The organism is Rhizobium sp. 01T437 (genome assembly GCF_056398505.1).
Genome location: NZ_JBFTPM010000023.1, coordinates 74,149 through 98,327, shown reverse-complemented (window position 1 = coordinate 98,327; position 24,179 = coordinate 74,149). Strand labels below are relative to the sequence as shown.

Here is a 24,179-nt window from a genome sequence, read left to right as displayed (position 1 = left end):
ACCACGACAGGCACCAAACTCGCGACCGCCACCTTCACCAACACCACGGCGAGCGGCTGGCAGACGGTGAACTTTGCAACACCCGTTACCATCACCGCCAACACCAATTATGTCGCCTCCTACCACACGACAGGTGCCTATGTGGCGACGGACGGCTTCTTCACCAATGCCGTGACAAACGGTCCGCTGACGGCCCAGTCAAGTGCTTTGGCTGGTGGCAATGGCGTCTATGCCTATGGCGGATCCGCCACCGCGGGGCTCTTCCCGACCAACACCTATGATTCAGCGAATTACTACGCCGATGTGGTCTTCCGCCCACAGCTTGCCGCATGACGCATCGGAAGGAGGCTACGAACGGGGTTCGAATGAGGCTCATACGACGCAAATACCGACCGCTCCGAGTACCCACATTCAAGGCATGCCGATGAACAGTATCGAGCGGCTCCCGGTAACCGTGCTCGCCGGTTTTCTCGGCGCTGGTAAGACGACGCTTCTCAGTCACGTCCTGAACAATCGTGATGACTTGCGGGTCGCCGTCATCGTCAACGACATGAGTGAAGTGAACATAGACGCCAGTCTCATTCGAGACGGCGGCTGCAACCTGTCGCACACGACGGAGACATTGGTCGAGCTCAGCAATGGCTGCATATGTTGTACCCTCCGCAACGACCTCCTGACGGAAGTACGGCGACTGGCCGAAGAGGGGCGATACGACTATCTGTTGATCGAAGGCACCGGCATTGCCGAGCCACGCCCCATCGCGGCGACCTTTTCCTTCTGTGACGAGAACGGCGTTTCGCTCTCCGATTTTGCCAGACTCGACACAATGGTCACTGTAGTCGACGCTGCAAACCTGTTAGCCGACTACAGTAGCGTCGATCTGCTTGCCGACCGCGGCCTGCAACGGGATGGTGAGGATCGGCGCACCCTCATCGACCTGCTGGTCGACCAGATCGAGTTTGCCGATGTCGTTGTGATCAACAAGATCTCGGATGCGAGTGAAGAGGTCCGCGCGGAGGTCCGCAAGATCGTGGCGTCTCTCAACCCGGATGCGCGTCAGGTGGAGACGGATCTCGGCAAGGTTTCTCTGGCAACGGTCCTCAATACAGGCCTCTTTGATGAAGAAAAGGCCGCCGCGCATCCTTTGTGGCACAAGGAATTGTACAGCCCGGGCGAACATGTTCCGGAGACGGAGGAATACGGGGTATCGAGCTTTGTCTACCGCACGAGGCGCCCCTTCGACCCCAAGCGGTTTCGCGCATTCCTGGACGAGCCCTGGCCGGGAGTGCTTCGCGCCAAGGGCCATTTCTGGCTTGCCACGCGCCCGCGTCACGTGGGCCTTATGTCGGCCGCAGGAGTGCAGCGACGCTGCGAACCCATGGGGCTTTGGTGGGCAGCTGTTCCCCGGCAGGACTGGCCGAGCCATCAGCAGTTTCATCAGCACCTGCAAAGCCGATGGGACAGCGCCTGGGGCGACCGTCGGCAGGAACTGGTGTTCATCGGCGTTGGCATGGACGAGCCAGGCGTGCGGACCGCGTTGGACGATTGCCTCGCCAGCGCCGATCCGCGTGATTGGGCCGCCCTCGAAGATCCGTTTCCGGCCTGGTAGCGCGGGGACGGCTTCGCAATGTTTGCGCGCGAACACACGGACGCGAGAGTTCACGGCCTGTTGCCAGGAGGCTTCAGTCGTCGAGATAGCGTTCGGTCAAGCGTGCCCACATCGCAGCGCCCGCCGTCAGGGATTTGTCGGCAAAGTCGTATTTGGAGCTGTGCAGGATCGCGGATTCCACGCCGTTGCCCAGCCGCAGGAAGCTGCCGGGCTTGTGCTCGAGGAAATGCGAGAAGTCCTCACTGCCGGGAATGAGGTTGCAGAGAACTACCTTGTCAGCACCGACGAGCTCTTCTGCAACCATGCGGGCGAATTCGGTTTCCGCTTCCGAATTGACGACCACGGGGTGTCCGCGAGTGTATTCGATTTGCGCGGTTGCGCCGTAACCGTCGGCGATCGTCTCGGCGAGCTTACGGATCCTGAACTCCAGCGTCTCGCGTACATTCGGGTCGAAGGAGCGAATGCTGAGCAGCAGTTTTGCATTTTCGGGGATCACGTTTGCGGCCTCGCCGGCATGGATCGCCCCGACCGTGACGACGGCGGTCTGTGTCGGATCGATGCTGCGCGAGACGACCGATTGCAGGCTGACGACGAGGTTGCAGGCAACGACCACCGGGTCGACGGTGAGATGCGGCCGCGAGGCGTGGCCGCCCTTGCCCCTGATGATGATCTCGGCGCTGTCGGCAGCCGCCATCAGCGGTCCGGACCGCATCAGCCAGGTGCCTTCTGGTGCGCCGGGATGATTGTGCAGGCCGAAGATAACGTCGAAGGGAAAGCGTTCGAACAGCCCGTCAGCGATCATTGCGGGCGCACCGCTCAGCGCACCTGCCTCCTCGGCCGGCTGGAAAATGAGATTGATGGTGCCGTTGAAGCGGCGCGTGCGTGCCAGATATTCGGCCGCGCCGAGAAGGATCGTCGTGTGGCCGTCATGTCCGCAGGCATGCATCTTGCCGACAACCGTGCTGGCATAGGGGCGCCCGGTTTCCTCGGTGATCGGCAGGGCGTCCATATCGGCGCGAATGGCGATGCTCTTCTTTCCGGCGCCGACCGTCATGCGCGCAACCACGCCATGGCCGCCGACGTTGCGGGTCACCTCATAACCCCAGGATTCCAGCTTTTCGGCAACGAAACGCGCGGTCTCGGCCTCTTCGAAGGAGAGCTCTGGATGAGCGTGCAGATGCCGGCGGACAGCCGTCAGCTCTGCTTCCATCGGTTCGAAATCGGAGAGGCGGGCAAAATCATTGTCGAGGGACATGGCAATTCCAGTTTGATGGGCGCGGGTGTCGTCGGCCGGCTCACGGTAAAGCCAGCCCGCAGGGCAAGGACATGGGGAGCCGCCGCGCTAGATGAAGCGCGACAGGAAGCTTCTGGTGCGGGGGTGCTGCGGGTTGCCGATCACGTCTTCCGGCTTGCCCTGTTCCACGACCTTGCCGTCATCCATGAAGACGACGCGGTCGGCTGCTTCCCGCGCGAAACTGATCTCGTGGGTGACGACGACCATCGTCAGACCCTGGTTTGCAAGATCCCGCATGGTGGCGAGAACCTCGCCGACCAGCTCGGGGTCGAGTGCCGAAGTCGGTTCGTCGAACAGCATCAGCTTCGGCTTGATGGCGAGCGCGCGGGCAATCGCCACACGCTGCTGCTGGCCGCCGGAAAGCTGGCGCGGATAGCTTTCGGCCTTGGCCGAAAGCCCGACCCGTTCCAGGAGCTTCAGCGCGTTTTCGGTCGCAACCTTCCGGCTTTCACCGTGGATGCCGACCGGCGCCTCGATGATGTTCTGCAGTGCCGTCATATGCGGGTAGAGATTGAACTGCTGGAACACCATGCCGATCTTTCGCCGCTGCAGGGCGATCGCATGGTTCGACAGCTGCAGCAGCCGGTCCTTGTGCAGGCGGTAGCCGATCTGTTCACCGTCCACCTCGATCGAACCCTGGTTGATGGATTCGAGGTGGTTGATACAGCGCAGGAATGTCGATTTGCCGGAGCCGGAGGGGCCAAGGACGACGACGACCTCACCGGGCGCGACGTCGAGATCGATACCCTTCAGCACTTCCAGATCTGCGAAGGACTTGTGGACATTGCGTGCCTTGACGAGAGGCTCGATAGTGGCGATCTCGTTCATACGCCTGCCTCCGTTACCTGTGCCATGATAGCCGCTTCCTTTACAGGCTTGGCGGCGCCCGTGCGGCGATCACCGCGGCTGTAGTAGCGTTCGATATAGGCCTGGCCGACATTCAGGACCGACGTGATGAGCAGGTACCAGAGGACGGCGACGAGCAGCATCGGCACGATCTCGAAGGTGCGGTTATAGATCGACTGTACCGAATAGAGGAGATCAGCCATGGCGATGACGCTGACGAGCGAGGTCGCCTTGATCATGCTGATCAGCTGGTTGCCGGTCGGCGGTACGATCGAGCGCATGGCCTGCGGAATGATGATGCGGCGAAGCGCGCGGATGCGCGTCATGCCGAAGGCTTCCGCCGTCTCGTACTGGCCCTTGTCCACCGAAAGCAACCCGCCGCGGATGATTTCCGCCATATAGGCAGACTCATTGAGCGCAAGACCGGCAATTGCAGCCGTCATCGGGCTGATCACCGAATTCGTATCCCAGCTCATGAAGGTCGGGCCGAAGGGGATGCCGATCGACAGCGTCGGAAAGAGCGTCGAAAGATTGTACCAGAAGATCAGCTGCACCAGGAGCGGTGTTCCGCGGAAGAACCAGATGAACAGCGAGGCAAGCGAACTTGCCAGGCGATCGCTGGACATTCTCGCGACGGCCAGCACGAGGCCGAGCGCGATGCCGATGATCATCGCGACGACCGTCAGGCCAAGCGAGACGTAAAGCCCGCTGATGACGGTCGGGTCGAAGAAATAGTGTGCGACGACCGGCCAGCCGAAATTCTCATTATGCGCGACCGACCAGGCGCAATAGGCGGCGATCGCAATCGTGATGGCCCAGGCCGCGACGCGGCCTTTGGGGAAGGGCTTGTGGGCATGGGCCACATCCCGGCTTCTCGCATCGCCGGGGGGCGATGCGAGTGTTTGTACTTGTGTGCTCATTTCGGAAGCGTCCCACCGAGGTTGATGCTGGGCTCCTTGATCATGTTGTTCTCAAGGCCCCACTTCTTCATGATCGCGGCATAGGTGCCGTTGTCCATCAGCACCTTGACTGCATCGCGCAGGACTGGCCCGAGTGGCGAGCCCTTTGCGACAACCGCGCCCTGATAGAGGTTCTCGAAACCGTTCTTCTGTCCGACACCGGTCAGTTCCAGCTGGCCGTTGGCCTGCGACACGAAATAGGTGAGCGGTGCCTGGGAGGAGAAGAAGGCATCCGACCGCTTGGAACGGACGGCAAGGATCGAGCTCGGCTGGTCGGTGAAGGACTGCACCTCGATCGCGCCCTTGCCATCAGTCTTGCATTTTTCGGCCTGCACCTGGATGACCTTTTCGGCCGAACCGCCGGCCATGACGGCGATGCGGTTACCGCAGGCGGTATCGAGCGAGGTGATGCCCTTCGGATTGCCCTTCTGCACGGAGAAGACCACGAATTCCTGAACCCAGTCGACGAAATCGTTGGACTCTTCGCGGCTCTTGAAGTCGCCGACGGGACCGAAGGCAAACTGGTAACGACCGGAATTGACACCGGCCAGCAGCGCCGGCAGGCCACCGACGGTCTCGTGCTCGATCTTGACGCCGAGAACCTCACCGAGCGCGTCGGTCAGATCGGCGCTGGCGCCGCTCATCTCGGTGCCCGTGACGATTTCATAGGGAGGAAACGAGCCATTGTTGACGGAGATCATCTTGCCGGACGTGCGGATCGCTTCGGGCAACTGCGCATGAAGCGCGTCGTTGACGGAAAGCTTGGGCAGGGCCGCATCTTCAGCGAAGGCCGTTCCCGAGATCACTACGCTCGTCAGAGCAAGGCATGCAATTTTCCTGATCGACATTATTTAGTTCCCCTGTTTGGTTCGAATTTATGCGTTTCGTGTTGCGCTCACCCGATGCGGCTACCGTCCACATCGAAGGAGAAGAGCTCTTCCGGCGTCATCAGCTGCGGCAGGATGCCCTGGACGTGAAGCTCGCTCGCGAAGTCGGCGATCATCTTGCGGTTGACCGCAAAGCCGCTGGCCTCCCAGCCGGCCGGGAGTTCGGCAGCCGACTTCAAAAGCTCGTCCATCATGAAGGGCGAGGTGTCGGCGTATTTGCGGCGTTTGCTCAGCCACATCCGCTGCGATTCATCGATCAGCTTGCTGAGCTCTTCGATCACCCACGGGTTCTGCGCGACGATGACCGCTTTGATGCCGATCAGATGCATGCCGGGAACATAGCCCACATCATCGAAATATCGACGTTCGGCACCCCTGAAATCGGAAACGACCTGCCGGAACGGCGATCGGCCGCCGAAATAGCCGTCAGGCATGAAAGGCGTGAAGATCGCGTCCAGGAAGCCTTCCTTGAGCAGGTCGACCATGGGACGTTCGCCGGGAGCCGCTTCGATGCGGCCGGGCCGGCCGAACCCGTCCAGGCGATCGACGACCGGATGCGCTTCCGTCAGGCGGCCTGCATACCACATGGCATCCTCGACGCCGACGCCCTCGCGGCGCAGCGCCGCTCTGGTCCAGGTGTTTCCGGAGTCGCGCCACCCGGTGACGCCGATGCGCTTTCCGGCCAGCTGGCGAAGTTCGGTGATGGGGCCGTCCTTGCGGGTGATGATGCAGCGGTGACGGAAGCCGCGCATGATGAAGTTCGGAATGCCGACGACGCTCTCGTCGCCATCAATGCGCAGCTGCGTGTAGCGGCTGAAGGACATTTCCGCGACATCGTAGTGGTCGCTCTTGCCGAGATGCGAGAGCAATGTGCCGACACGATCGACCTTGATGTCAAGCTTGGGAGAGGAGACATCGCCGAGAACCAGGGGCGTCATGTAGTCCCAGTCACGCAGGGCAAGTCGGAGGTTAAGGGGCATCGGCATTCACTCGCAAAGACCTTGTTTTCGGAACAATTAAATGTTCAAATTTATCCGATCAAACGTTATTACGTTATTGAACATTAAAAGTGGCGATTAAATGAGCGATATTGTCGATGCGGCATGGTTTGCCCAAAAATTGACCGATCGGACAATTCGAGGAATTGCGATTGAAACCAGTGCCTTGATCCGGGCCGGGGCACTTCCCGTCGGAACGAAGCTGCCGCCGATCCGCGATCTCGCCTTTGCGCTCGGGATCAGTCCGGCGACGATCTCCGAGGCCTGGAGCGAGCTGAGACGCCAGAAAATCATTACCGGCAGGGGACGGAACGGCACCTGGGTGAGCGGCGACCGTTTCGTGGCGAAACCCGAACGGCTCGGCAGTTCCGGCCGTTATGGAGCCGACGTCCTCGACCTTACATCGGCCGTGCCGGATGTTCGGCTTTTGCCGAAGCTTACCGAAGCCATGACCTATGGAGCGTCGGCGGAAAATCTCAACAGCTACGAGCGAAGCCGCATTCTTCCGGAACTCGAAAAGGCTGTCCGAAAGTCCTGGCCATATGAACCGGAGGCATTTCTGGCGACGAACGGAGGCTATAACGCGGTCTACACGCTTATCCAGGCGCTCGTCATGCCCGGTGCGTCCGTTGCAATCGAAGATCCGACCGCGATGCGGCTTCTTGATATTCTGGAGGACCGCGGCGTGCAGATCATTCCGGTCCAGTGCGATCGGGAAGGGCCRCTGCCTTCGTCTCTCGAGGCCGCAATGAAGCTGCGGCCGGTCGCCTTCATTTTCCAGCCGCGGCTTCACTCGGTGACCGGCCAGCACGTCAGCAGCGAGCGGTTGCAACGGCTTGGAGACATTCTCGACGGCACGGACACCTTGATCGTCGAAGATGACGGCATCGCCGACATTTCCACGGCTCCGCGTCATTCGCTCGGCGGCCGGTTTGCCGACCGGACCATTCACATTCTCTCCTATTCGAAGACGCATGGTCCGGATCTGAGGCTTGCTGTGCTCTCAAGCTCGCGGGCGATCGTCGAACAGATCCAGTCCTACCGCAGCTTCAGCGCCGGCTGGACAAGCCGCATCCTTCAGGCGGCCACCGCATGGCTTCTGCGGGATCCCGTGACGCAAACCTCGCTGCAACTCTCTCGCGATATCTATTTCCAGCGTCGGGCCGATCTGGTCGACGCCCTGGGGGGACGTGGGATCGAAGTGCAACATGGTAGCGGCCTGTGTGCCTGGGTGCCGGTCGCATCCGAACCTTTCGCGATGGTCACGCTGGCGGCGCGAGGTATTGCGGTTCATCCCGGCGCTAAATTTTCCATCCTTCCAAGCGCACATCTTCGCGTGGCGACGGCCATATTGTCTGATCGGGTAAATGACGTGGCCGACTCGATCGCGCTGGCTGCCAGCCCGGCCTAGTCTTTGGTGTCGCTCCAGTCATCCCAACACTTCACGACGTTTGGAGACGCCGGCAGATCCGCGGTACTGCGCCGCGAGCTTCCGGCAGGCGCGAAGGGTTAGGGCCATGACGGTCAAGGTCGTACCCGCCGTTCCGCCACCGGCAAAGGCGCTGGCGTCGGTCACAAGAAGATTGGGCACGTCCCAGCTCTGGTTCCATCCGTTGAGGACGGAGTTTTCCGGCGAGGTACCCATGCGCGCGCCGCCGCTTTCATGGATTGCCGCACCCATGCACATGGTCTTTCGGAACCACTTGCGGAACAGGAAACGGCTTAAAGGGTCGGCATCCGGGAAAGCGCCACGGCCCATTTCTCTCAGGCCAAGCGGTGATCCGATGAAGTCGAGCTCGCCGCCGGCACTCTTCACCATGTCGATCAGGGTCATTTCCTGCTTGCGGATCAGTTCCTGCTCGGGCTCATGCATGACGCAGCGGATGTGCGGTACCGGAATGCCCCAGGCATCCTTGCGGCTGGCATCGAGAGTGATGCGATTGTCGGCATGCGGCAGCATCAGGCCGAAGCCGAAGAAGGCAAGGCCCGACGGCTCGTTGTCGCCGACCGGTGCGCGGCCGACGCTGCCCTGATAGGCGAAGTCGCCGCGCGGCGTCTTTCCTTCCACATTGTCGAAGCGGGGCACGAAGATCCCGCCCGACGGATTGTAGAACGGGTCCTGCGGCGCCGAATCGTCATGCGACCAGCCACGGGCAGGCGGAAAGGTTCCAAAGGCCAGGCAAGGCAGCTGGTCCATGAAATAACGACCGAGTGTGCCCGAACTATTGCCAAGCCCGTTCGGGTGCTTTGCCGATGGAGAATTCAGGAGCAGGCGAACGCTTTCGATCGGTGAGGCGCAGAGGACGACGTTTTCGGCTTTGACCGCATGGACGCTGCCGGAATTGCGATCAACGTATTCTGCGCCCGTCGCCCGGCCTGTCTTCGCATCCGTGGTAATGCGGCGCACGATCGCATCGTGGCGGATGGTCAACTTGCCGCTGGCGAGCGCCTCGCGCAGCGGGCGCGGCACGCGCTCGGCGTCCGGTGCGATATAGCGCCAGGATACGACATGCCGTTCGGGCGCCTGACTTTCGACTGTCTTCTTGAAGAGCTCTTCGGCCGGTGTCAGCTTGGCAGGGCGGGAATAGACGCCGTCCGGCAAGGTCGAGACATGATCCTGATTGCCGTAGAGGCCAAGCTGGCTTTCGGCTTCGGCATAGAAGGGGGTGAGTTCGTCATAGGAGACGGGCCAGTCGAGGCCGCGGCCGCTGCGGCTTTCAATCTTGAAATCGTCGTCGCTCCAGCGCAGCAGCACCCGCCCGAAACTGTGCAGTCGCCCACCCGACTGCCGGCCGCGGATCCACAGGAAGGGTTCCCCGCGCGGCGTGGTATAGGGGTTCTTCCGGTCATTGACGAAGAAGCGGCTGAAGCGCTCGGTGAAGAAGGCGGCGCGGGCCTGCACCGGCTGGCCCTTGATGGTTGCCCGTGCCCGCTCCCAGATATTGATGGCGCTTGCGGGCGGTTTCTTGCGGGTGGGATCGAAATCTTTCTTGTTGATCTCAGGGCCGGCTTCGAGAAGCAGGACGGATAGACCATTGGCCGTCAATTCCATGGCGGCAAAGGAGCCGGCCGCGCCGGAGCCGATCACCAGCGCATCATACACTTTCTCAGACATGTCGTTCAAAACCTGACTTCATCAATGGAATGGGACCGGCACGATCTCTCTGCTGCCGGGAGAGGACGGCTCAGAGGCGATTGCCGTCCCCTGCAAAAAGCGATGCCTTGGAGAGATCGAGACCGATGCCGATGACATCGCCCGGTTGGAGCGCGAGATCGCCCATCACCCGCAGCGACAGGCTCGTGTCCTTCCAGGTGAGCCAGACGACCGTATCGGAGCCCATCGGCTCCAGGACCGAGACAGTTGCCAGAAGCGCGGCGTCCCGGGCATCCGGGCGGATACTCAGATGTTCCGGACGCACGCCAAGCGTTACCGGGCCGGCTTGCGGCCTTGCGGCAAAAGCATAACCAGACATGTCGAGGGTGAGGTCGCCCACCTTGAACAGCATCTTATCGCCGTCCCGCTCGATGCTGCCTTGAATGAAATTCATCGAGGGAGCGCCGATGAAGCCGGCAACGAAGAGGTTAGCAGGCCGGTGATAGATCTCCGCCGGTGTGCTCAGTTGCTGGATCACGCCATCGCGCATGATGGCGATGCGGTCGGCAAGTGTGAGCGCCTCCACCTGGTCATGGGTGACGTAGATCATCGTATTGCCGAGCTGCTGGTGCAGCTTCTTGATCTCGACGCGCAGCTCGTTGCGTAGTTTGGCATCGAGGTTCGACAGCGGCTCGTCGAACAGGAAGACATCGACTTCGCGTACCAGCGCGCGGCCGATCGCGACACGCTGGCGCTGGCCGCCCGAAAGCTCGGCCGGACGGCGGTCGAGCAGCTTTTCAAGATGCAGGAGCGATGCCGCTCGCTCGACCCGGCCGTCGATCTCCGGCTTCGGCAGGCCCGCGACCCTGAGGCCGAAGGAGAGGTTCTTGCGCACCGACATGCGGGGATAGAGCGCATAGGACTGAAACACCATGCCGATGCCACGGTCCTTCGGTTCTTCCCAGGTAACGTTTTCCCCCGAGATCCAGATTTCCCCGTCGGTGATGTCGGCAAGGCCGGCGATCGCGTTCAGCAAGGTCGACTTGCCGCAGCCGGATGGACCAAGCAGGACGAGGAATTCCTTCGGCGCGATGTCGAGCGACATCTTTTCGATCACAGTATGGTCGCCGTAGCTGATCTTTAAGTCCTTGATGGAAACAGCAGAGTGCATTCAGCCTTACCCCTTGACGGCGCCGGCCGCGATCCCGCGGACGAACCAGCGTCCGGACAGGAAATAGATGGCGAGCGGAATGATGGCGGTGAGGATGGTGGCCGCCATGTTGACGTTGTAGTTGCGCTCGCCCATCGTCGTATTGACGATGTTGTTGAGCTGTACTGTCATCGGCAGATTGTCGCGTCCGGCAAAGACGACGCCGAGCAGGAAGTCGTTCCAGATGCCCGTGAACTGGAACATCGAGGCGACCACGATCATCGGAAGCGCCATCGGCAGCATGATCTCGATGAAAATCCGCCAGAAGCCGGCGCCATCGACGCGCGCTGCCTTGAACAACTCTTCCGGAATGGTGACGAAATAATTGCGAAAGAGCAGCGTCACCAGCGGCAGGCCGAACAGCACATGCACGAGAATGATGCCACCGAGGCTGTTGTAGAAGCCCATCACCGCCATGGCGCGTACCAGCGGATAGAGAAAGATCTGGTAGGGCACCAGAGCGCCGGCCATCAGCAGGCCGAACATCAGGCGTCCGGCCTTCGGGCGCCAGAAGGAGAGTGCATAACCGTTGATTGCGCCGATCAGGACAGAGATGACAACGGCCGGTACGGTGATCTTCACTGAATTCACGAAGCCCATGCGCACGCCGGTGCATTCGCTGCCGGCACAGGCGCCGGCCCAGGCCGTCTTCCAGGCGGTGAAATCCAGGTGCAACGGCAGGGCAAAAATCTGCCCCAGCCGGATCTCGTCCATGGTCTTCAGCGACGTGACGATCATCACGTAAAGCGGCACGGCAAAGAACAGTGCGGCAGAGATGAGGAAGGCATAAAGGCCGATGCGCGCTGCGGTGATCTGCGTCGGCCTGGGGCCGCGGGGATGGATCATAACGTACCTGCCTGGCGCCGGGCGCGGATATGTTGGGCATAGCGGAACGGTGCGACGATGATCAGCACGGTTAAAAGCAGGACGGTCGCCGCTGCTGTCGCAAGGCCGAGATTCTGACGCTGGAACAGATTGTCCATGATGAATTTCGCCGGCACCTCTGTTGCCGATCCCGGTCCGCCATTGGTGAGCGCCACGACGATATCGTAGGTCTTGATCACGCCCATGGAGAGCAGCGTGCCGGCGGCGGCAAAGGCCGGCGTCAGTTGCGGCAGGATGATCGAAACATAGGTGCGCCAGACAGGAATGCCGTCGATGCGGGCAGCGCGCCACTGCTCGCCATCGATGCCGCGCATGCCGGCCAGCACAAGGATCATGACGAGGCCAGCGCCCTGCCAGAGGGCCGCGATCACCACCGCATAGATCGCAAGATCGCGGTTGATGATCCAGTCGAAGGAAAAACCCTGCCAGCCAAGCGCACGCACGCTTGCCTGAACGCCGAGCGTCGGGTTCATCATCCATTGCCAGATCAGGCCGGTGACGACGAAGGACATGGCATAGGGATAGAGGAAGATCGTCCGGAAGGCGCTTTCGAAGCGCACCTTGCGATCTAGGGCGGCGGCAAGCAGGAAGCCGATAAACAGGCAGCCAAAGACGTAAAGCACGCCGAAGATGATCAGGTTCTGGAAGGAGACCAGCCATTTGGCGGTCTGAAACAGCTTGGAATATTGCTCGAACCCGACGAAGTTCCATGACGGGAACAGCCGCGAATTGGTGAAGGACAGGGTCACCGACCAGACCATGGTGCCGAGGTAGACGACGACCACCGCAGCCCAGGTCGGGATGAGAGCGATGAGCGCCGCCTTCGAGCGGTTATGCTTCCGTTTCATCAGAGCGTCTTTTCAAGGGGCTTCGAAAGTCGCCTGCACCGGTGGTGCGGTGCAGGCGACAGGCTTGTCCGATCTTACTCGAAGATCGCGGCGAACTGCGCAGCCGATGCATCGACATCGGCGGACGGATTGGCCCAGAATTCGCCGATGAAGTCTGTCAGAGCGCCCACCTGCTCCGGCGTCGTGGTGATGGCGTGTTCGGGAACGATCTTGCCCTCGGCCATGAAGGCCATGCCCTTCTGGGTGCAGGCGTCGAACTTGGACTTGTCGACATCGATGCGCGCGGGGATCGAGCCCTTGTTCAGCGAGAATTCGACCTGAACTGCGGGGTCCATGACGACCTCGGCCAGCAGTTTCTGCGCAGCGTCCTGGTTGGCATCGTTCGTCTTCAGATAAGCGAAAGCGTCGGAGATGTAGATCAGGCCTGGGGAAGCGGGAGAGATGGCGCAGCCGAAATCCTTGTCGGCGACTTTGCCGGCAGCCGTGAACTCGCCCTTGGCCCAATCACCCATGAACTGCACGCCGGCCTTGCCGGTGATGACCATGGCGGTCGCGTCGTTCCAGTTGCGGCCGGCAGAGCCTTCATCGACGTAAGCCCGCATTTTGCCGAAGATTTCGAGCGCCTTCTTGACGCCGTCGGAGGTCAGGGCTGCCCGATCCTTCTCGGCATAGATCTTCATGAAGCCGTCCATGCCCACCTGGGACAGGAGCACCATGTTGAAGACCTTCACCTCCTGCCAGCCTTGGCCGCCCCAGGCGATCGGTGTCAGGCCTGCGGCCTTCAGCTTGTCCATGTCGGCGAAGAAGGTGTTCCAGTCCTTGGGCTCTTCGGTGATCGCGGCCTTGCTGAAGGCGTCCTTGGAATAGAACATCCAGCTTTCGCCATGAATGCCGGTCGGCGTCAGATAAACTTTGCCGTCATAGGTGATGTAATCATAGAGTGCCTTGGGAAGCGCATCCTTCCACTTGCCGGCAGCCGCCACTTCATCCATCGGGTTCATCAGGCCCTGCTCGATCAGTTCGGCCGGGTCCTTGCCGACGACGACCTGTTTTGCGGTCGGGGGATCACCGGCGACGAGGCGGTTCTGGAAGGCGGCATTGGCATTTTCGAAGCCGGCAATCGTGGAGCTCTCCCACACACCGCCGCGCTTTTCGAATTCCTTCTTGATGGCGTCGACGGCGCGGCCCTCCCCACCTGATGTCCAGGAGGTGAAGACCTCGGCCTTCAGTTTGTCATCTGCATTCGCAAGGCCGGCAACGCCAAGCAGCATGGTACCGGCGAGCAGGAGCGTCATTTTCTTCATTGTTCCACCTCTTGAATAGGCCCTCTTTGCGGGGCCGTTTGGTTGCAAGGTACGGTTAGCGATAGATCGGCAGCAGCGCCTGCCGCACGAGGGTCAGACCATTGGCGATGTCGCCAACGGGATCGGCTGCGGCGTCGAGCTCGAGAATTGCCCAGCCATTGAACTGGTGATCCCGCAAGAGGCGGATCCAGGCCGGCCAGTCGACGCGGCCAAGGCCGAAGCCGCAGAAAAAGGGACGGTGGCGCTCGTGGATGTCGGTGCCGATCGGCGTGTCTGCCGGCATTTTGCCGACCGCATCCTTCCAGTGGGCGATGATCATGCGCTCGTGATGGCGATCGACGAGCTGGATCGGGTCGGAACCCTCGAGAATGATGTGCGCCGTGTCCGGGCACATATGCACGTAAGCCGGATCCGTCAGCAGCATCAGAAGATCGACGTCGCGGGCAGCTGCAAAGATCGAATGCGCTTCCGTATGCACGGCGAGCTTGACACCCTTCTTGTAAAGGATGGCTCCGAGCCGATTCAGGAAGTCGGCGATGACCTTGGCCTGTTCGAAATCGCGGAAACGCACGGGCTCTTCGCCCGGCGTCTGACGCATCGGTGCGCCAATGACCATGATATCGCCGCCGCAGGCCTTGATGAAATCGGCATATTGTTCGGCCTTGGCGATGATGGCTGCCTGCGCGGCAGCCTCGGTAAAATCGCCCGATGCTTCCAGCTCCGCGAAGAAGCCGGATGCGAGCTGGAGCCCGCGGGCAGAAAGCTCGGCGCTGAAAGTCTCCACAGACCCGTAGGTCTTGATCGCATCCTGCCAGTTGAACGGCGAGAACGTCAGCTCGACACCGGTCACGCCCGAGGCCTGGATGCTATCGAGGATCTTGTCCCAGAACTGCCGCGGCTGAGACTTCGCATGTTCGACGATTGCGTCATAGCTGTCGACGCCCCAGAAGCCTGGATGAAAGAAGGTGACCAGGTCCACACCAAAACGCAGATTGTCACTCGCGGCCATTATTCAGTCCCTTCCATCCAGGCATAGCTCATCCGTCGCGAAGAGCGTCTCTCGCGTCGAATTTTATCCAGTAAATTCAATGTTTTGGCAATTGGCAATCGATTGCCATGCCTGGATATTAGTCAAGCCGATAAAATATGCAACGCTTTTCTTCGAGTTTTTGGCAATCGTTTGCTATAACGGGATTCGTGAGCCGAACAGGGTTTGGTTGCACTGGGCTAAGTGGATGGAATGATGAAGAAAACCGAAGATAGCCTATCCACAGAGGGATCATCCGCCCTGATGGCCGATGTCGCACGTCTGGCGGGCGTCGCAACTTCCACAGTCAGTCGCGCCTTGGCCAATCCGGGGCGGGTCAACGAAAAGACCAGAGCAAGGATTGCCGCCGCAGCCGAACAACTCGGCTATACGCCCAATGCCGCTGCCCGCAACCTGCGCGTCGGCAAGTCGAACGTAATCATGATCATCCTGCCGGGCTCGCTGCATTATGGCGCGTCCCAGATCATTCCCCAGGTTCTGGAGGCCGTGAATCGCACGGTTATCCGCAACGGCTATAATCTGATGATCGCCAACCTCGATCGCGACGAAAGTTCCGAGCGGCATATCCTTGATCTTGCCTTCGGAGGAACGGTGAGGGGTGCGCTGATCCTGTCGTCGCAGCTGCCGGTGGTCGCCAACAGATCGCTTGCCGAGGCGGGACTGCCGATCGTTTCGCTTCTACTCGACATGAGCGACACTTCTGTTCCGAGCATCATCACCAATGACAGACAGGCTGTGAAAGAGGCTGGTCGGGAGCTCCTGGCGCTCGGGCATCGCCGTTTCTTCTACATCGCCGGTCCGACGGGCAACTATCACGACATCGAACGCTATGCCGGTCTCGTCGAAGCCTTGCAGGAGGCGGGGCTTTCCGAACAGCATGTCACGCGCGCCGGTGGCCAATTCACCTTCCAGTTCGGCTTCGAAACGGGTCTGCAGGCTGCCGAGGACTTTGCAAAGCTCGACGAAAAGCCGACCGCTGTCGTGGCGACGAGCGACGATATGGCAATCTCCTTCATGAGCAAGGTTCAGAAGATGGGATGGCGCGTACCTGAGGACCTGTCGATCGTCTCGTTCGACGGATCTCCGGTGTGCGAATATTGTGCGCCTCCGCTCTCGACGATCGAGCAACCCATGGAGGCTCTCGGGGAGACCGCGACAGAATTCCTGATTGCCAGGATGGAAAAGTCGGATGAAAGGCGAGAACTGCGCGTCGTCATTCCGAGCCGGTTCATTCGCCGTGACAGTATCGCGGTGAACTCAAAATTGACGACCTGACTTTGTTTTGACGCGAAGGCGCGTCCTGAGCACCGACCGCGATCGGGCTCTCTCGGAGTTGTCTGGATGCAGCCTGAGGCTGACCGCATCGACAGGTGCGAAATCACCTGCCGAGTTCCAGTCCGTTTCTGCGAGCATTGCTTCGGCGCCAACGAATCTTGGATGGGAGAGCGTTCAACAACCTTTAGTGAAACAACGACTGAGGCATTGGCCGCAGGGCCGATCAGTGCAGCTCGATACTCATGTCCGCGAGCAACGGCTCCAGACCGGGAAGATCGGCATCCGTCGCTCTGCGCAGCTCCCGCCTGACCGCCGTCAATGCCAGATCGAGAGACTGAGCGCCCAGTTCGATCTTCAAATCTTCCGCTAACGCCTTTGCATAGGTGATCATCCGAGCCAAAGCCATGAGCTCGTCAAGATCATCCATGTCTGCCGCCGCTGCGTGCTGAAGCTTTCCCGACCCTATGACCGTCATATCAATTCTCCAGATTGCATAGATGACCATAAGGACAGTTCGGTACTAAAGTGCGTGAAAAACGCGTGAAACACTTTATGGGTGCAATGGGATCCGGGCTTTTGAGCGGGCTAGTTGTTCCGACCAAAGCGTGGTTTTCCTGAATTCCCAATGGCGATTTATCGGCACGCGCTGATCATCCGCGTCGCGAACAGCTTCGAGGAGAGCCAGGGCATCGATCCGCTTCTGATCGATTGCGTGGGTCTTCAGCATGTTCAGCCAATGCGGCTTTTGCGATGCCGGTATTGCAGCACATGCGCGAACGATGAGAGCCCAGCTTCTCTTCTTGAAGAAGAGATTTGCCGCGGTTTGTTCGAGAGCCAGGCGAAGGGCTTTATCAAAGAGCTGCTGCCTTTCCATCTCGTCCAAAGTGCTTCTCACATTGACCATCGGCACGGTCAGCGGTCTGCCGCCCAGTTCCATCGGTTCGTGCAGAAGCGCGACATCGGCGTCATCGACGATGGTTCCGCTGATATAGTCGTTGAAAATCCGGCCAACGCCGATCATTCCAAACGCTTGGCATTCAGCGGCGCGCAAGGCGCCCATGCTGGCTGCGCCCAGGACCGTGACATTGAGGGAGAGCGCGAAGAGAATTTCCTTATGCCAAACCGGTGCGGTATTTTCAAAGCCGCCGTCGACCAAACCTATGACGTTTGCGCCATCTTCCACCGCCCTTAACACATCTCCCTGAACAGCGGGCGGCTGGAGAACGATATCCGTCGCGGCGTGGCTTGCCGTGTTAGGCAAGCTCGGGCCGATGAAGACGACCTTCACCAGCGCATCGCCCTTGCAAGGGCACGTTGGCCGAAACGATGGAGCCTGTTGCCCTCGGGGTTCTCAAGATCGGGTATGAATATCTTCACCACCGAAAATGGCAGGTTCGCAGGCGTCAAGGGAAGGGCAATCACCGAGCCGATTCCGCTGGCGCGAAGTCTCGTCAGCAGGTCATGCAACAGGACGGATATGTTCCCGGCCGGTCTTGTGATGGCGGCCGCAGATACAGAAGCGGGGACGGCAAGAAAGGTGGTGCGGGTTTGTGCCGGAAGCGGCGTTGTGAACAATTCGGGCCAGACATCGTCACGGGCGCCGCTGATATAGGTCAGTCTAGACTGAAGCGCTTCCGTTACGGCGCGGATTGCCGCCCGCACGGCCCAGGGATGAGCGCCGCTGCCGCCGGTGACCTCGACAAACCGGAGCGGCACTTTGCCGTTGACCGCTGATGGGGCGACGAGTGCGGTATAGCAGGGGATACCGATATCGCTCGTGATATCGAAGAGTTTCGAGATGAGCCCGGCGGCCTCGATCCTGTCGATCAGGCCCGAGAGCGCTGCGTCGGCAAAACTCCTGGGATCGACGCAGCATGCGCAGCGCTTGTCATCGCCGGCGATCTGCCAAAGCACATGGGCATCGCGTTCGATGCGCTCCAGAATGCCATGGAATACTGCTTCTTCCATGGTGTTGCCCGAGGCAAGACCATCCGACGACATCCAGAACCGGTTCTGCCGCGTTCGGTCGAGGAGGGCGGCATCCTGGGGAACATGGATTGGCTGGTCGTGAAGCAGTTCGGTTGCCAGGCTCCAGGCCAATTGCTCGTCTTCGCTAACGACCTGCTCGCCGCTTGCGATCAGGCAATCGAGCGGTTCGGCGCAATCGCCCCGGCGTCTGAGCTCTCGTGCCGATGAAACAGTGGTGACAGTGATGGGCTCACCCGCCACCGCGCGCTCCAGGGCTTCCATCGCCGCCGAGACCTTGGCGTCGATATCCTCAAGTCCTTTGCCTTGGGCGATGACAATGGAGCGGGAGTTTGGCGTATAGGCACACCAGACCGGAAGACCGACACAATCGAGATCGGTCTGTCGTGACAGGCGTGTGATGCCCATCGCCTCCAAATAGGGAGCGACACGGGACAATGTGTCCCGCGGCGCAATTGTTCGGTCGGAATAAAGGTCGGAATGACCGGTCAGCGTCGCGCGCCTTAGCCGTCCACGTGGCCGGAGAAGACCGTATCAGCCGAGGAGACGGCAATTGCGAAATCGACATTCTTGATGAATACGCCGCCGGCATCGCGCTGCTTGACGGCTGCCGCCAGATCGCCGCTGGCAGGCACCTGCACCGGTGTTACGGTGCCCGCGGCGATATCCACGAGCCAGAGTCCCTTTTCGCCTGTTACACCCAATACAACAACTTTTGCCATAATATTCTCCTTCAGGTTTTTGAAAAACCGGCCTTGAAAAGACCGTCTCGGTAAAGCTCTTTTTGCCACTGCTCCTTGAAGGGCACCAAGGCGAGCCACTTCTCGACTTCGAAAGCAGGATTGAGGAGCTCGGCGCGTTGCCGATAAAACTGTGCCCGTTTTCGATCGCCGATCATCGCGCAACTGGCCGCCGCGATGCGATAGGCCGGTGCCTTGTCTTTCATCCGGTCGACATAGGCTAGTGCTTCTTCGTAGTGTTCAAGGAAGTAGCTCGCCCCAGCTGCGCACCAGAGGTAGGCGTCGGGTGCGATCGGATTGAGCGAGATCGCTTTCTTGATTTTCTCCAGCGCATCTTGCGGCCGCGATGCATGGACCAGCGTGTCCGCATGGCTATAGATCACATCTGCATAATGCGGGCTGAGGCTTTCGGCGAGGTCGAGTGCTGCAACGCTGTCATCGACAGCACCCTGGTAAAGTTTCGTCACGCCAAGTTCCCGATGCCCGGCTGCCGATTCTGAATCCCTCTCTATCGCCCGAAGTGCCTGATCCTCCGCAAGCTGCAGCAGGGCGGGATCGCCTTGCGTGGTCAACAGCCACTCGCTGGTGAATGTCCGCGATAGGCCTGTGAATGCCGGGGCATAGTCTCGAGAAAAATGGAGTGCGCGCTTGAAGGATTTCCGTGCACGCCGGATATCCGGCAGGCTAAGCTTGGTAAGCAGACCGGCGCCGAGGAGATAGGAATGGTAGGCCTGCGGATCCGCCTCGTTACGAAGGCGAATGCTTTCGTTTCGCTTCAGTTGTCCTGAGACGGCGTCGGCAAGTCTCTGGGCGATCAAGCGCCTCTGTGTCGGCAGCGTTTCGACCGCCATGTCGAATCGGGCTGCCCACAAGATCTCGTCGGTCGGAAAATAGATGAGCTGTGCATAAAGCCCCTCTCCGGAAAGCCGTGTGTCCAGGAGGTAGGAAATCGAATGCCGTTGAACGATGGTAGCCTTGTCGGAGTCGCGGCGGATCTGCTCGGCTGTATGGGGTGCGACGACGGATATGTTGCGCAGGGCGCAGAGCTCGATCGTGACATCCTCGATAAGGGCGTCGGCAATTGCCGCCTCGCGCGTCAGGGTCGCCGCACCCGGGGGCAGCAGTACAAGCCGCGGCGCAGATGTTGCGGTTATGATTTGCGGCATGCCGGCGTCTTGCTGCTCGGCGATGCGACTGCGTGCCATCGCCACGGCTTTCGCCGCCTGCGGGCGGCGCTGCGAATGGTCGTCTGCCGTGCCACGAAGGATCGATCGGATCTGCTCGTCACCGGGAAAGACCTCAAGAAGTTGAAGTCCCGAGCGGCGCAGAAGGCGACGGTCCTCGTCATCACGAATATGATCCGCAGCCCTGACGAAGATGTCTCTCAGGGTGAGCAGGTGCAACTGCCGTTCGCGCTCGATCCATGCATCGATTGCCTTGGTTGATGCGCTGAGACCGGCAATGAAGCCACGTTGCACGAGATCGCTGACGGCCGCCAATTGCGCCACGGGCTGCTCTTCCCTGCGCAATATATCGAGATCGACCGATAGGACGTTCTTGTTCAGGCTGACGAAAGGTGGCCCGAAATTCAGTATCTGTTCGTCGGGTCTTGTCGTTGTGTCGCGAATGCGTGAAATCAGCTTCCGCAAATTGAGATCGGCAAGATGATCTCCGGTCTCGTTCCACAAGAATCGCGCAAGCTCTTGTCGGCTGCGCTGCTGATCCGGTGAGCAATACAGATAGGCGAGCATCACCAGAGCCTTAACCGGATAACGGATCGGCGCTCCCACGCCGTCTGTCAGTCGCAATTCGCCAAAGGTCTGGAGATGGATCACGAAAGCCCTCAGGCGCCGGTTTCTGGATGAATGACGTCGATATCTGGGTGGGTGTTCCTGGCCAGGCTCTTGGCAAGGGCGACGAGTTTCTGCCGGATAGCCGGGCTCTCGATCGCCATGAAGGCGCGATTGAGGGCTTGGGCATCCTTCGACGCCAAAAACGCATTCAGATCATCCCTGCCGTTGCTGACAAGGTTATAGGTGGTCGGCTCGGTGTCATTTTCGAAGAAGAACTGAACGGGTACGCCCAATGTCTCGGCGATCGTTTGCAGCCGGCTCGCGCCAATGCGATTTATGCCTTTTTCATACTTCTGGATCTGCTGGAAGGTGACGCCGATCTGTTCGGCAAGTCCGACCTGCGATAGCCTGAGCAGCTTGCGGCGCGCCCGCACTCTGCTGCCGACATAGGCATCGATCGATGTGGGCGACTTGGCCTTCATGGCTGGAACCTCCGGTCTCGGATGATCATTGCGAGGTTTGCGTCAAAATGCAACCGAAAGTAATATAATAATTTTCGTGATCAGCGCTGCGACGCTAGTAACATTTTGCTGAAACTTAGATTTTCTGTATCAGAATCATTCGATTGGTAATGCCCGAATAAAGCATGAGAGTAAAAGGATCGGCTTGGAAAACCGCAAGGCCTGGGAAAAGCTTTCCCTGGTCCGCTTTCGAACGAGGAGAGCCGAGGCGTTTTCTCGCTGGATAATGCGGATGAAAGGTGCCTGAAGTTCATTTGCAGATAAACTTCGCTTGCTATCGGGCTCTGGGGGCAGATTGATCAGAGGCCTTGCCGGATCTGGATTGGGCACTGTAGGGAAGGTTCTGCACGGAGAAGGTCATGGGCAGGACAATCAAACGAGACGCAGATCTCCTCATCACCGATGAGAAAGAGCCGGTGAAACACAGGCTGCGCGAACGAGGCGCCGCGGAGCGCCCGGTGGAGCTCGACAATTTCCTGAACTTGCTGGCCCGCGCGATGCTGCATCCATCGGCTTCGACGATGGCGAGCTTTGTCGCGGGCAAAGTCTTTCAAAAGCTTGAGCGCACGGGAACGCTACGCGACAAGCGGCTCCACGATACCGGAATCCCTTCCGGCCTTGAGGCCGCGCTTCAAAATGCAATCGCCGCTCGAGACATCTACGCCGAGGTCGCGCAGAGCGTTTGGCGCCTCGCTGACTCGCTCGTATGGATCAGAGGCAGAAGTGGACCATTTGCCAGCCTGAATTTTGAGAGGGCCCATGCACACAGCGTGATTGTTGGCCCAGGCGGTTTGGAAGACCGGGCGGATATCCGGGTCGGCCTTACCTACATGGAGCCCTACAGCCGTTTTCCGGATCACGTGCAGCGGTTTTCGCGGGCTTTCCTGCTGCTTTCTCCCTGCGAACTTTCAATAGCCGGAGAGAGCTGGTTTTCGACCGGGATAGGCGGCGTCTTTGCTGCTGAAGCGGGACAGTCATTTGCCATGCGTTGCACCACCACTCCGCTTCTTGCGGTCTGGTGTCACGTTGAAGAGATCGGAAGGTGATAGCGAACGCTGGCGCATCCGAACCTGCACACCTCGCGCGCCAGGCCGTTCAATTCAGCAAATTTACCTGGCCATCTGCCAACGGGTGTTTCTCTGTCGCTGCAGCGCTCCAGATAATAGCAAGGCGAAGGCACATTGATGTCAGGAAGCCGCTAATTGAGGGAGACGTTCCATGACCGCACCGCATCCTCCAAGAACCCATATCGGCAATCATCCCCTGCATCCGGAAACCCAGATGCTGAACTATGGCTATGATCCGGAACTCTCCGAAGGAGCGGTCAAGCCGCCCGTCTTCCTGACGTCCACGTTCGTTTTCAACTCCGCCGAAGACGGTCGCGACTTCTTCGATTATGTCTCCGGTCGGAAAGAGCCACCCGAAGGCAAGGGGGCCGGCCTCGTTTATTCGCGCTTCAATCATCCAAACAGCGAGATCATCGAAGATCGTCTGGCGGTCTACGAGCGGGCCGAGAGCGGCGCGGTGTTTTCGTCTGGCATGTCCGCCATCGCCACGGTCCTGCTTGCCTTCGTCCGTCCGGGGGATGCCATCCTCCACTCACAGCCGCTTTATGGCGGGACGGAAACATTGCTTGCGAAAACCTTCCTCAATTTTGGCGTTTCCGCCGTCGGTTTTGCCGATGGTGTCAGCGAAGTCTCGGTAAAGGCCGCGGCCGAGGAGGCAATGGCCAAGGGCCGCGTCTCGGTCATCCTCGTTGAGACGCCCGCAAACCCGACCAATAGCCTTGTCGACGTCGCGATGATCCGACGGATTGCCGATGTGATCGGTCAGAAACAGGGCCATACACCTGTCGTCGCCTGCGATAACACGCTGCTCGGCCCGGTCTTCCAGCGCCCGATCGAGCATGGTGCAGACATTTCCCTCTATTCGCTGACCAAATATGTCGGCGGACATTCGGATCTGATCGCCGGGGCAGCGCTCGGCAGCCGGGCGCTCATCAAGCAGGTGAAGGCGCTTCGCGGCGCCATCGGCACTCAGCTCGATCCGCATTCATGCTGGATGCTCGGACGTTCGCTCGAAACGCTGCAGATCCGCATGGAGCGGGCCAACAGCAATGCGAAGGCGGTGGCGGATTTCCTGAAGCAGCATCCCAAGGTCGAGACGATCCATTACCTTCCATACAGCGATCCCGATTCCGCCGTCGGCAGGACATTCGCGGCCCAGTGCAGCGGTGCTGGTTCGACATTCTCCTTCGATATCCAAGGCGGCCAGCCAGCCTCGTTCCGGTTTCTGAACGCGTTGAAAATCTTCAAGCTTGCCGTCAGCCTTGGCGGAACGGAATCCCTGGCGTCGCATCCGGCAACCATGACGCATTCCGGCGTGCCGGCCGAGGTGCGCCAGCGTATCGGTGTCCTTGATGCAACGATCAGGCTGTCGATCGGTATCGAACATCCAGACGACCTTATTGCCGATCTCACCCTGGCGCTCAATGCAGCGTAGGCCTTGTCGCCAACTCGCAATCATATGAGCACCGTTGAAACCATCCGTCCGCTGATGGCCGCGACCGCCATCGGCGCCCTGAACTCGACGCCGATCCGGTGGCCGAGAGCCGCCGGCAGCATGCCAGCCACCATCGCTAGCGTCGTCATGATGATCGGGCCTGGCCGCTCGGCGCGGGCTTCGATGGTCGCCTCGGTGTGCGGCGCCCCCCAAACTGAGCTCTTGGCCGGCGATAGCCTGTCTTTTTCGTAAGCATTCCGTACGAACGCCACAATGGGAACTGGTATTCGAAAGACGTGCTGGCAACAGTTCCGTTCGATGGTGTCGGGAAATGCGCGCGCAGCCATTGCCCTCCGGGCGCGTCGCGCCATCTGATTGTT

General features: G+C 60.0%; 24 protein-coding genes. 6 read left to right on the top strand and 18 right to left on the bottom strand.

Annotation, left to right across the window (positions count from 1 at the left end):
- Together AC1DM5_RS31185 and AC1DM5_RS31180 are read left to right on the top strand one after the other, a co-directional pair.
- The coding region (locus AC1DM5_RS31185; RefSeq protein WP_477818881.1) for a DUF4082 domain-containing protein at window positions 1–333 on the top strand (333 nt) is incomplete at its 5' end.
- A 91-nt stretch (window positions 334–424) separates the two neighbouring features.
- On the top strand, window positions 425–1,609 hold the full coding sequence (locus AC1DM5_RS31180; RefSeq protein WP_477818880.1) for a GTP-binding protein: 1,185 nt from the start codon (window positions 425–427) through the stop codon (window positions 1,607–1,609).
- 73 nt (window positions 1,610–1,682) lie between these two features.
- On the opposite strand, the gene AC1DM5_RS31175 is transcribed toward AC1DM5_RS31180, so the two are convergent.
- The 5 genes from AC1DM5_RS31175 to AC1DM5_RS31155 form a co-directional block, all read right to left on the bottom strand.
- The gene (locus tag AC1DM5_RS31175; RefSeq protein ID WP_477976543.1) at window positions 1,683–2,864 is read right to left on the bottom strand and encodes a M20 aminoacylase family protein; all 1,182 of its coding nucleotides are present in this window, start codon (window positions 2,862–2,864) and stop codon (window positions 1,683–1,685) included.
- Between the two features lie 87 nt (window positions 2,865–2,951).
- Window positions 2,952–3,731, bottom strand: coding sequence for an amino acid ABC transporter ATP-binding protein (locus AC1DM5_RS31170; protein ID WP_477976541.1), 780 nt, complete (start codon window positions 3,729–3,731; stop codon window positions 2,952–2,954).
- Window positions 3,728–4,669, bottom strand: coding sequence for an amino acid ABC transporter permease (locus tag AC1DM5_RS31165; protein ID WP_477976539.1), 942 nt, complete (start codon window positions 4,667–4,669; stop codon window positions 3,728–3,730). The genes AC1DM5_RS31170 and AC1DM5_RS31165 overlap by 4 nt, the downstream gene beginning before the upstream one ends.
- Window positions 4,666–5,556, bottom strand: coding sequence for an ABC transporter substrate-binding protein (locus tag AC1DM5_RS31160; RefSeq protein ID WP_477976537.1), 891 nt, complete (start codon window positions 5,554–5,556; stop codon window positions 4,666–4,668). The genes AC1DM5_RS31165 and AC1DM5_RS31160 overlap by 4 nt, the downstream gene beginning before the upstream one ends.
- Before the next feature lie 47 nt (window positions 5,557–5,603).
- Window positions 5,604–6,575, bottom strand: a complete 972-nt coding sequence (locus AC1DM5_RS31155; RefSeq protein WP_477818875.1) for a substrate-binding domain-containing protein — start codon at window positions 6,573–6,575, stop codon at window positions 5,604–5,606.
- A 100-nt stretch (window positions 6,576–6,675) separates the two neighbouring features.
- Here AC1DM5_RS31155 and AC1DM5_RS31150 point away from each other — a divergent pair, with 100 nt between their 5' ends.
- Window positions 6,676–8,004 carry an aminotransferase-like domain-containing protein gene (locus AC1DM5_RS31150; RefSeq protein ID WP_477818874.1) on the top strand — a complete coding sequence of 443 codons (1,329 nt, stop codon included), beginning with the start codon at window positions 6,676–6,678 and terminating at the stop codon, window positions 8,002–8,004.
- Window positions 8,005–8,022: 18 nt separating this feature from the next.
- Here AC1DM5_RS31150 and AC1DM5_RS31145 read toward each other — a convergent pair whose 3' ends face one another.
- The 6 genes from AC1DM5_RS31145 to AC1DM5_RS31120 all read right to left on the bottom strand — a co-directional run bounded on the left by AC1DM5_RS31145 (window position 8,023) and on the right by AC1DM5_RS31120 (window position 14,943).
- Entirely contained in the window at window positions 8,023–9,708 is a 1,686-nt protein-coding gene (locus AC1DM5_RS31145) for a GMC oxidoreductase (RefSeq protein ID WP_477818873.1), read from the bottom strand.
- Window positions 9,709–9,778: 70 nt separating this feature from the next.
- The gene (locus tag AC1DM5_RS31140; protein WP_477818872.1) at window positions 9,779–10,858 is read right to left on the bottom strand and encodes an ABC transporter ATP-binding protein; all 1,080 of its coding nucleotides are present in this window, start codon (window positions 10,856–10,858) and stop codon (window positions 9,779–9,781) included.
- Between the two features lie 6 nt (window positions 10,859–10,864).
- A complete protein-coding gene (locus tag AC1DM5_RS31135; RefSeq protein ID WP_477818871.1) occupies window positions 10,865–11,743 on the bottom strand; it encodes a carbohydrate ABC transporter permease in 879 nt (292 codons plus the stop codon).
- Window positions 11,740–12,630 (bottom strand): carbohydrate ABC transporter permease, encoded by an 891-nt coding sequence (locus AC1DM5_RS31130; RefSeq protein WP_477976535.1) that lies wholly within the window; start codon window positions 12,628–12,630, stop codon window positions 11,740–11,742. Before AC1DM5_RS31130 ends, AC1DM5_RS31135 begins: the two co-directional genes overlap by 4 nt.
- A 74-nt stretch (window positions 12,631–12,704) precedes the next feature.
- Complete coding sequence (locus AC1DM5_RS31125; protein WP_477818869.1) at window positions 12,705–13,934, bottom strand: ABC transporter substrate-binding protein; 1,230 nt, start codon at window positions 13,932–13,934, stop codon at window positions 12,705–12,707.
- 55 nt (window positions 13,935–13,989) lie between these two features.
- Window positions 13,990–14,943 (bottom strand): sugar phosphate isomerase/epimerase family protein, encoded by a 954-nt coding sequence (locus AC1DM5_RS31120; protein WP_477818868.1) that lies wholly within the window; start codon window positions 14,941–14,943, stop codon window positions 13,990–13,992.
- Between the two features lie 234 nt (window positions 14,944–15,177).
- Between AC1DM5_RS31120 and AC1DM5_RS31115 the strand changes: the two genes are divergently transcribed.
- A complete protein-coding gene (locus AC1DM5_RS31115) occupies window positions 15,178–16,257 on the top strand; it encodes a LacI family DNA-binding transcriptional regulator (RefSeq protein WP_477818867.1) in 1,080 nt (359 codons plus the stop codon).
- Window positions 16,258–16,480: 223 nt separating this feature from the next.
- Here the strand turns inward: AC1DM5_RS31115 and AC1DM5_RS31110 are convergent, their stop codons facing one another.
- The 6 genes from AC1DM5_RS31110 to AC1DM5_RS31085 all read right to left on the bottom strand — a co-directional run bounded on the left by AC1DM5_RS31110 (window position 16,481) and on the right by AC1DM5_RS31085 (window position 21,258).
- A complete protein-coding gene (locus AC1DM5_RS31110) occupies window positions 16,481–16,684 on the bottom strand; it encodes a hypothetical protein (RefSeq protein WP_477818866.1) in 204 nt (67 codons plus the stop codon).
- Between the two features lie 123 nt (window positions 16,685–16,807).
- The gene (locus tag AC1DM5_RS31105; protein ID WP_477818865.1) at window positions 16,808–17,545 is read right to left on the bottom strand and encodes a TfuA-like protein; all 738 of its coding nucleotides are present in this window, start codon (window positions 17,543–17,545) and stop codon (window positions 16,808–16,810) included.
- Complete coding sequence (locus AC1DM5_RS31100; protein WP_477818903.1) at window positions 17,542–18,699, bottom strand: YcaO-like family protein; 1,158 nt, start codon at window positions 18,697–18,699, stop codon at window positions 17,542–17,544. The genes AC1DM5_RS31105 and AC1DM5_RS31100 overlap by 4 nt, the downstream gene beginning before the upstream one ends.
- A gap of 47 nt (window positions 18,700–18,746) precedes the next feature.
- The gene (locus AC1DM5_RS31095) at window positions 18,747–18,965 is read right to left on the bottom strand and encodes a hypothetical protein (RefSeq protein ID WP_007815536.1); all 219 of its coding nucleotides are present in this window, start codon (window positions 18,963–18,965) and stop codon (window positions 18,747–18,749) included.
- An 11-nt stretch (window positions 18,966–18,976) separates the two neighbouring features.
- Entirely contained in the window at window positions 18,977–20,818 is a 1,842-nt protein-coding gene (locus AC1DM5_RS31090) for a peptide antibiotic resistance protein (protein WP_477818864.1), read from the bottom strand.
- Between the two features lie 8 nt (window positions 20,819–20,826).
- Window positions 20,827–21,258 carry a helix-turn-helix domain-containing protein gene (locus tag AC1DM5_RS31085; protein ID WP_477818863.1) on the bottom strand — a complete coding sequence of 144 codons (432 nt, stop codon included), beginning with the start codon at window positions 21,256–21,258 and terminating at the stop codon, window positions 20,827–20,829.
- 398 nt (window positions 21,259–21,656) lie between these two features.
- Here AC1DM5_RS31085 and AC1DM5_RS31080 point away from each other — a divergent pair, with 398 nt between their 5' ends.
- Window positions 21,657–22,343 (top strand): dimethylsulfonioproprionate lyase family protein, encoded by a 687-nt coding sequence (locus AC1DM5_RS31080; RefSeq protein ID WP_477818862.1) that lies wholly within the window; start codon window positions 21,657–21,659, stop codon window positions 22,341–22,343.
- 172 nt (window positions 22,344–22,515) lie between these two features.
- On the top strand, window positions 22,516–23,799 hold the full coding sequence (locus tag AC1DM5_RS31075; RefSeq protein ID WP_477818861.1) for a cystathionine gamma-synthase family protein: 1,284 nt from the start codon (window positions 22,516–22,518) through the stop codon (window positions 23,797–23,799).
- A 20-nt stretch (window positions 23,800–23,819) separates the two neighbouring features.
- Here AC1DM5_RS31075 and AC1DM5_RS31070 read toward each other — a convergent pair whose 3' ends face one another.
- Window positions 23,820–24,146, bottom strand: a complete 327-nt coding sequence (locus tag AC1DM5_RS31070; RefSeq protein WP_477818860.1) for an efflux RND transporter permease subunit — start codon at window positions 24,144–24,146, stop codon at window positions 23,820–23,822.
- Between the last annotated feature and the right edge of the window lie 33 nt (window positions 24,147–24,179).

Excerpts from the sequence above, each read along its gene's own strand:
- AC1DM5_RS31125 (WP_477818869.1), bottom strand. The coding sequence starts at position 13,934 with ATGAAGAAAATGACGCTCCTGCTCGCCGGTACCATGCTGCTTGGCGTT.
- AC1DM5_RS31140 (WP_477818872.1), bottom strand. The coding sequence starts at position 10,858 with ATGCACTCTGCTGTTTCCATCAAGGACTTAAAGATCAGCTACGGCGAC.
- AC1DM5_RS31070 (WP_477818860.1), bottom strand. The coding sequence starts at position 24,146 with ATGGCTGCGCGCGCATTTCCCGACACCATCGAACGGAACTGTTGCCAG.
- AC1DM5_RS31145 (WP_477818873.1), bottom strand. The coding sequence starts at position 9,708 with ATGTCTGAGAAAGTGTATGATGCGCTGGTGATCGGCTCCGGCGCGGCC.
- AC1DM5_RS31120 (WP_477818868.1), bottom strand. The coding sequence starts at position 14,943 with ATGGCCGCGAGTGACAATCTGCGTTTTGGTGTGGACCTGGTCACCTTC.
- AC1DM5_RS31085 (WP_477818863.1), bottom strand. The coding sequence starts at position 21,258 with ATGAAGGCCAAGTCGCCCACATCGATCGATGCCTATGTCGGCAGCAGA.
- AC1DM5_RS31110 (WP_477818866.1), bottom strand. The coding sequence starts at position 16,684 with ATGGATGATCTTGACGAGCTCATGGCTTTGGCTCGGATGATCACCTAT.
- AC1DM5_RS31180 (WP_477818880.1), top strand. The coding sequence starts at position 425 with ATGAACAGTATCGAGCGGCTCCCGGTAACCGTGCTCGCCGGTTTTCTC.
- AC1DM5_RS31170 (WP_477976541.1), bottom strand. The coding sequence starts at position 3,731 with ATGAACGAGATCGCCACTATCGAGCCTCTCGTCAAGGCACGCAATGTC.
- AC1DM5_RS31130 (WP_477976535.1), bottom strand. The coding sequence starts at position 12,630 with ATGAAACGGAAGCATAACCGCTCGAAGGCGGCGCTCATCGCTCTCATC.
- AC1DM5_RS31095 (WP_007815536.1), bottom strand. The coding sequence starts at position 18,965 with ATGGCAAAAGTTGTTGTATTGGGTGTAACAGGCGAAAAGGGACTCTGG.
- AC1DM5_RS31175 (WP_477976543.1), bottom strand. The coding sequence starts at position 2,864 with ATGTCCCTCGACAATGATTTTGCCCGCCTCTCCGATTTCGAACCGATG.
- AC1DM5_RS31165 (WP_477976539.1), bottom strand. The coding sequence starts at position 4,669 with ATGAGCACACAAGTACAAACACTCGCATCGCCCCCCGGCGATGCGAGA.
- AC1DM5_RS31155 (WP_477818875.1), bottom strand. The coding sequence starts at position 6,575 with ATGCCCCTTAACCTCCGACTTGCCCTGCGTGACTGGGACTACATGACG.
- AC1DM5_RS31135 (WP_477818871.1), bottom strand. The coding sequence starts at position 11,743 with ATGATCCATCCCCGCGGCCCCAGGCCGACGCAGATCACCGCAGCGCGC.
- AC1DM5_RS31080 (WP_477818862.1), top strand. The coding sequence starts at position 21,657 with ATGGGCAGGACAATCAAACGAGACGCAGATCTCCTCATCACCGATGAG.
- AC1DM5_RS31160 (WP_477976537.1), bottom strand. The coding sequence starts at position 5,556 with ATGTCGATCAGGAAAATTGCATGCCTTGCTCTGACGAGCGTAGTGATC.
- AC1DM5_RS31115 (WP_477818867.1), top strand. The coding sequence starts at position 15,178 with ATGAAGAAAACCGAAGATAGCCTATCCACAGAGGGATCATCCGCCCTG.
- AC1DM5_RS31075 (WP_477818861.1), top strand. The coding sequence starts at position 22,516 with ATGACCGCACCGCATCCTCCAAGAACCCATATCGGCAATCATCCCCTG.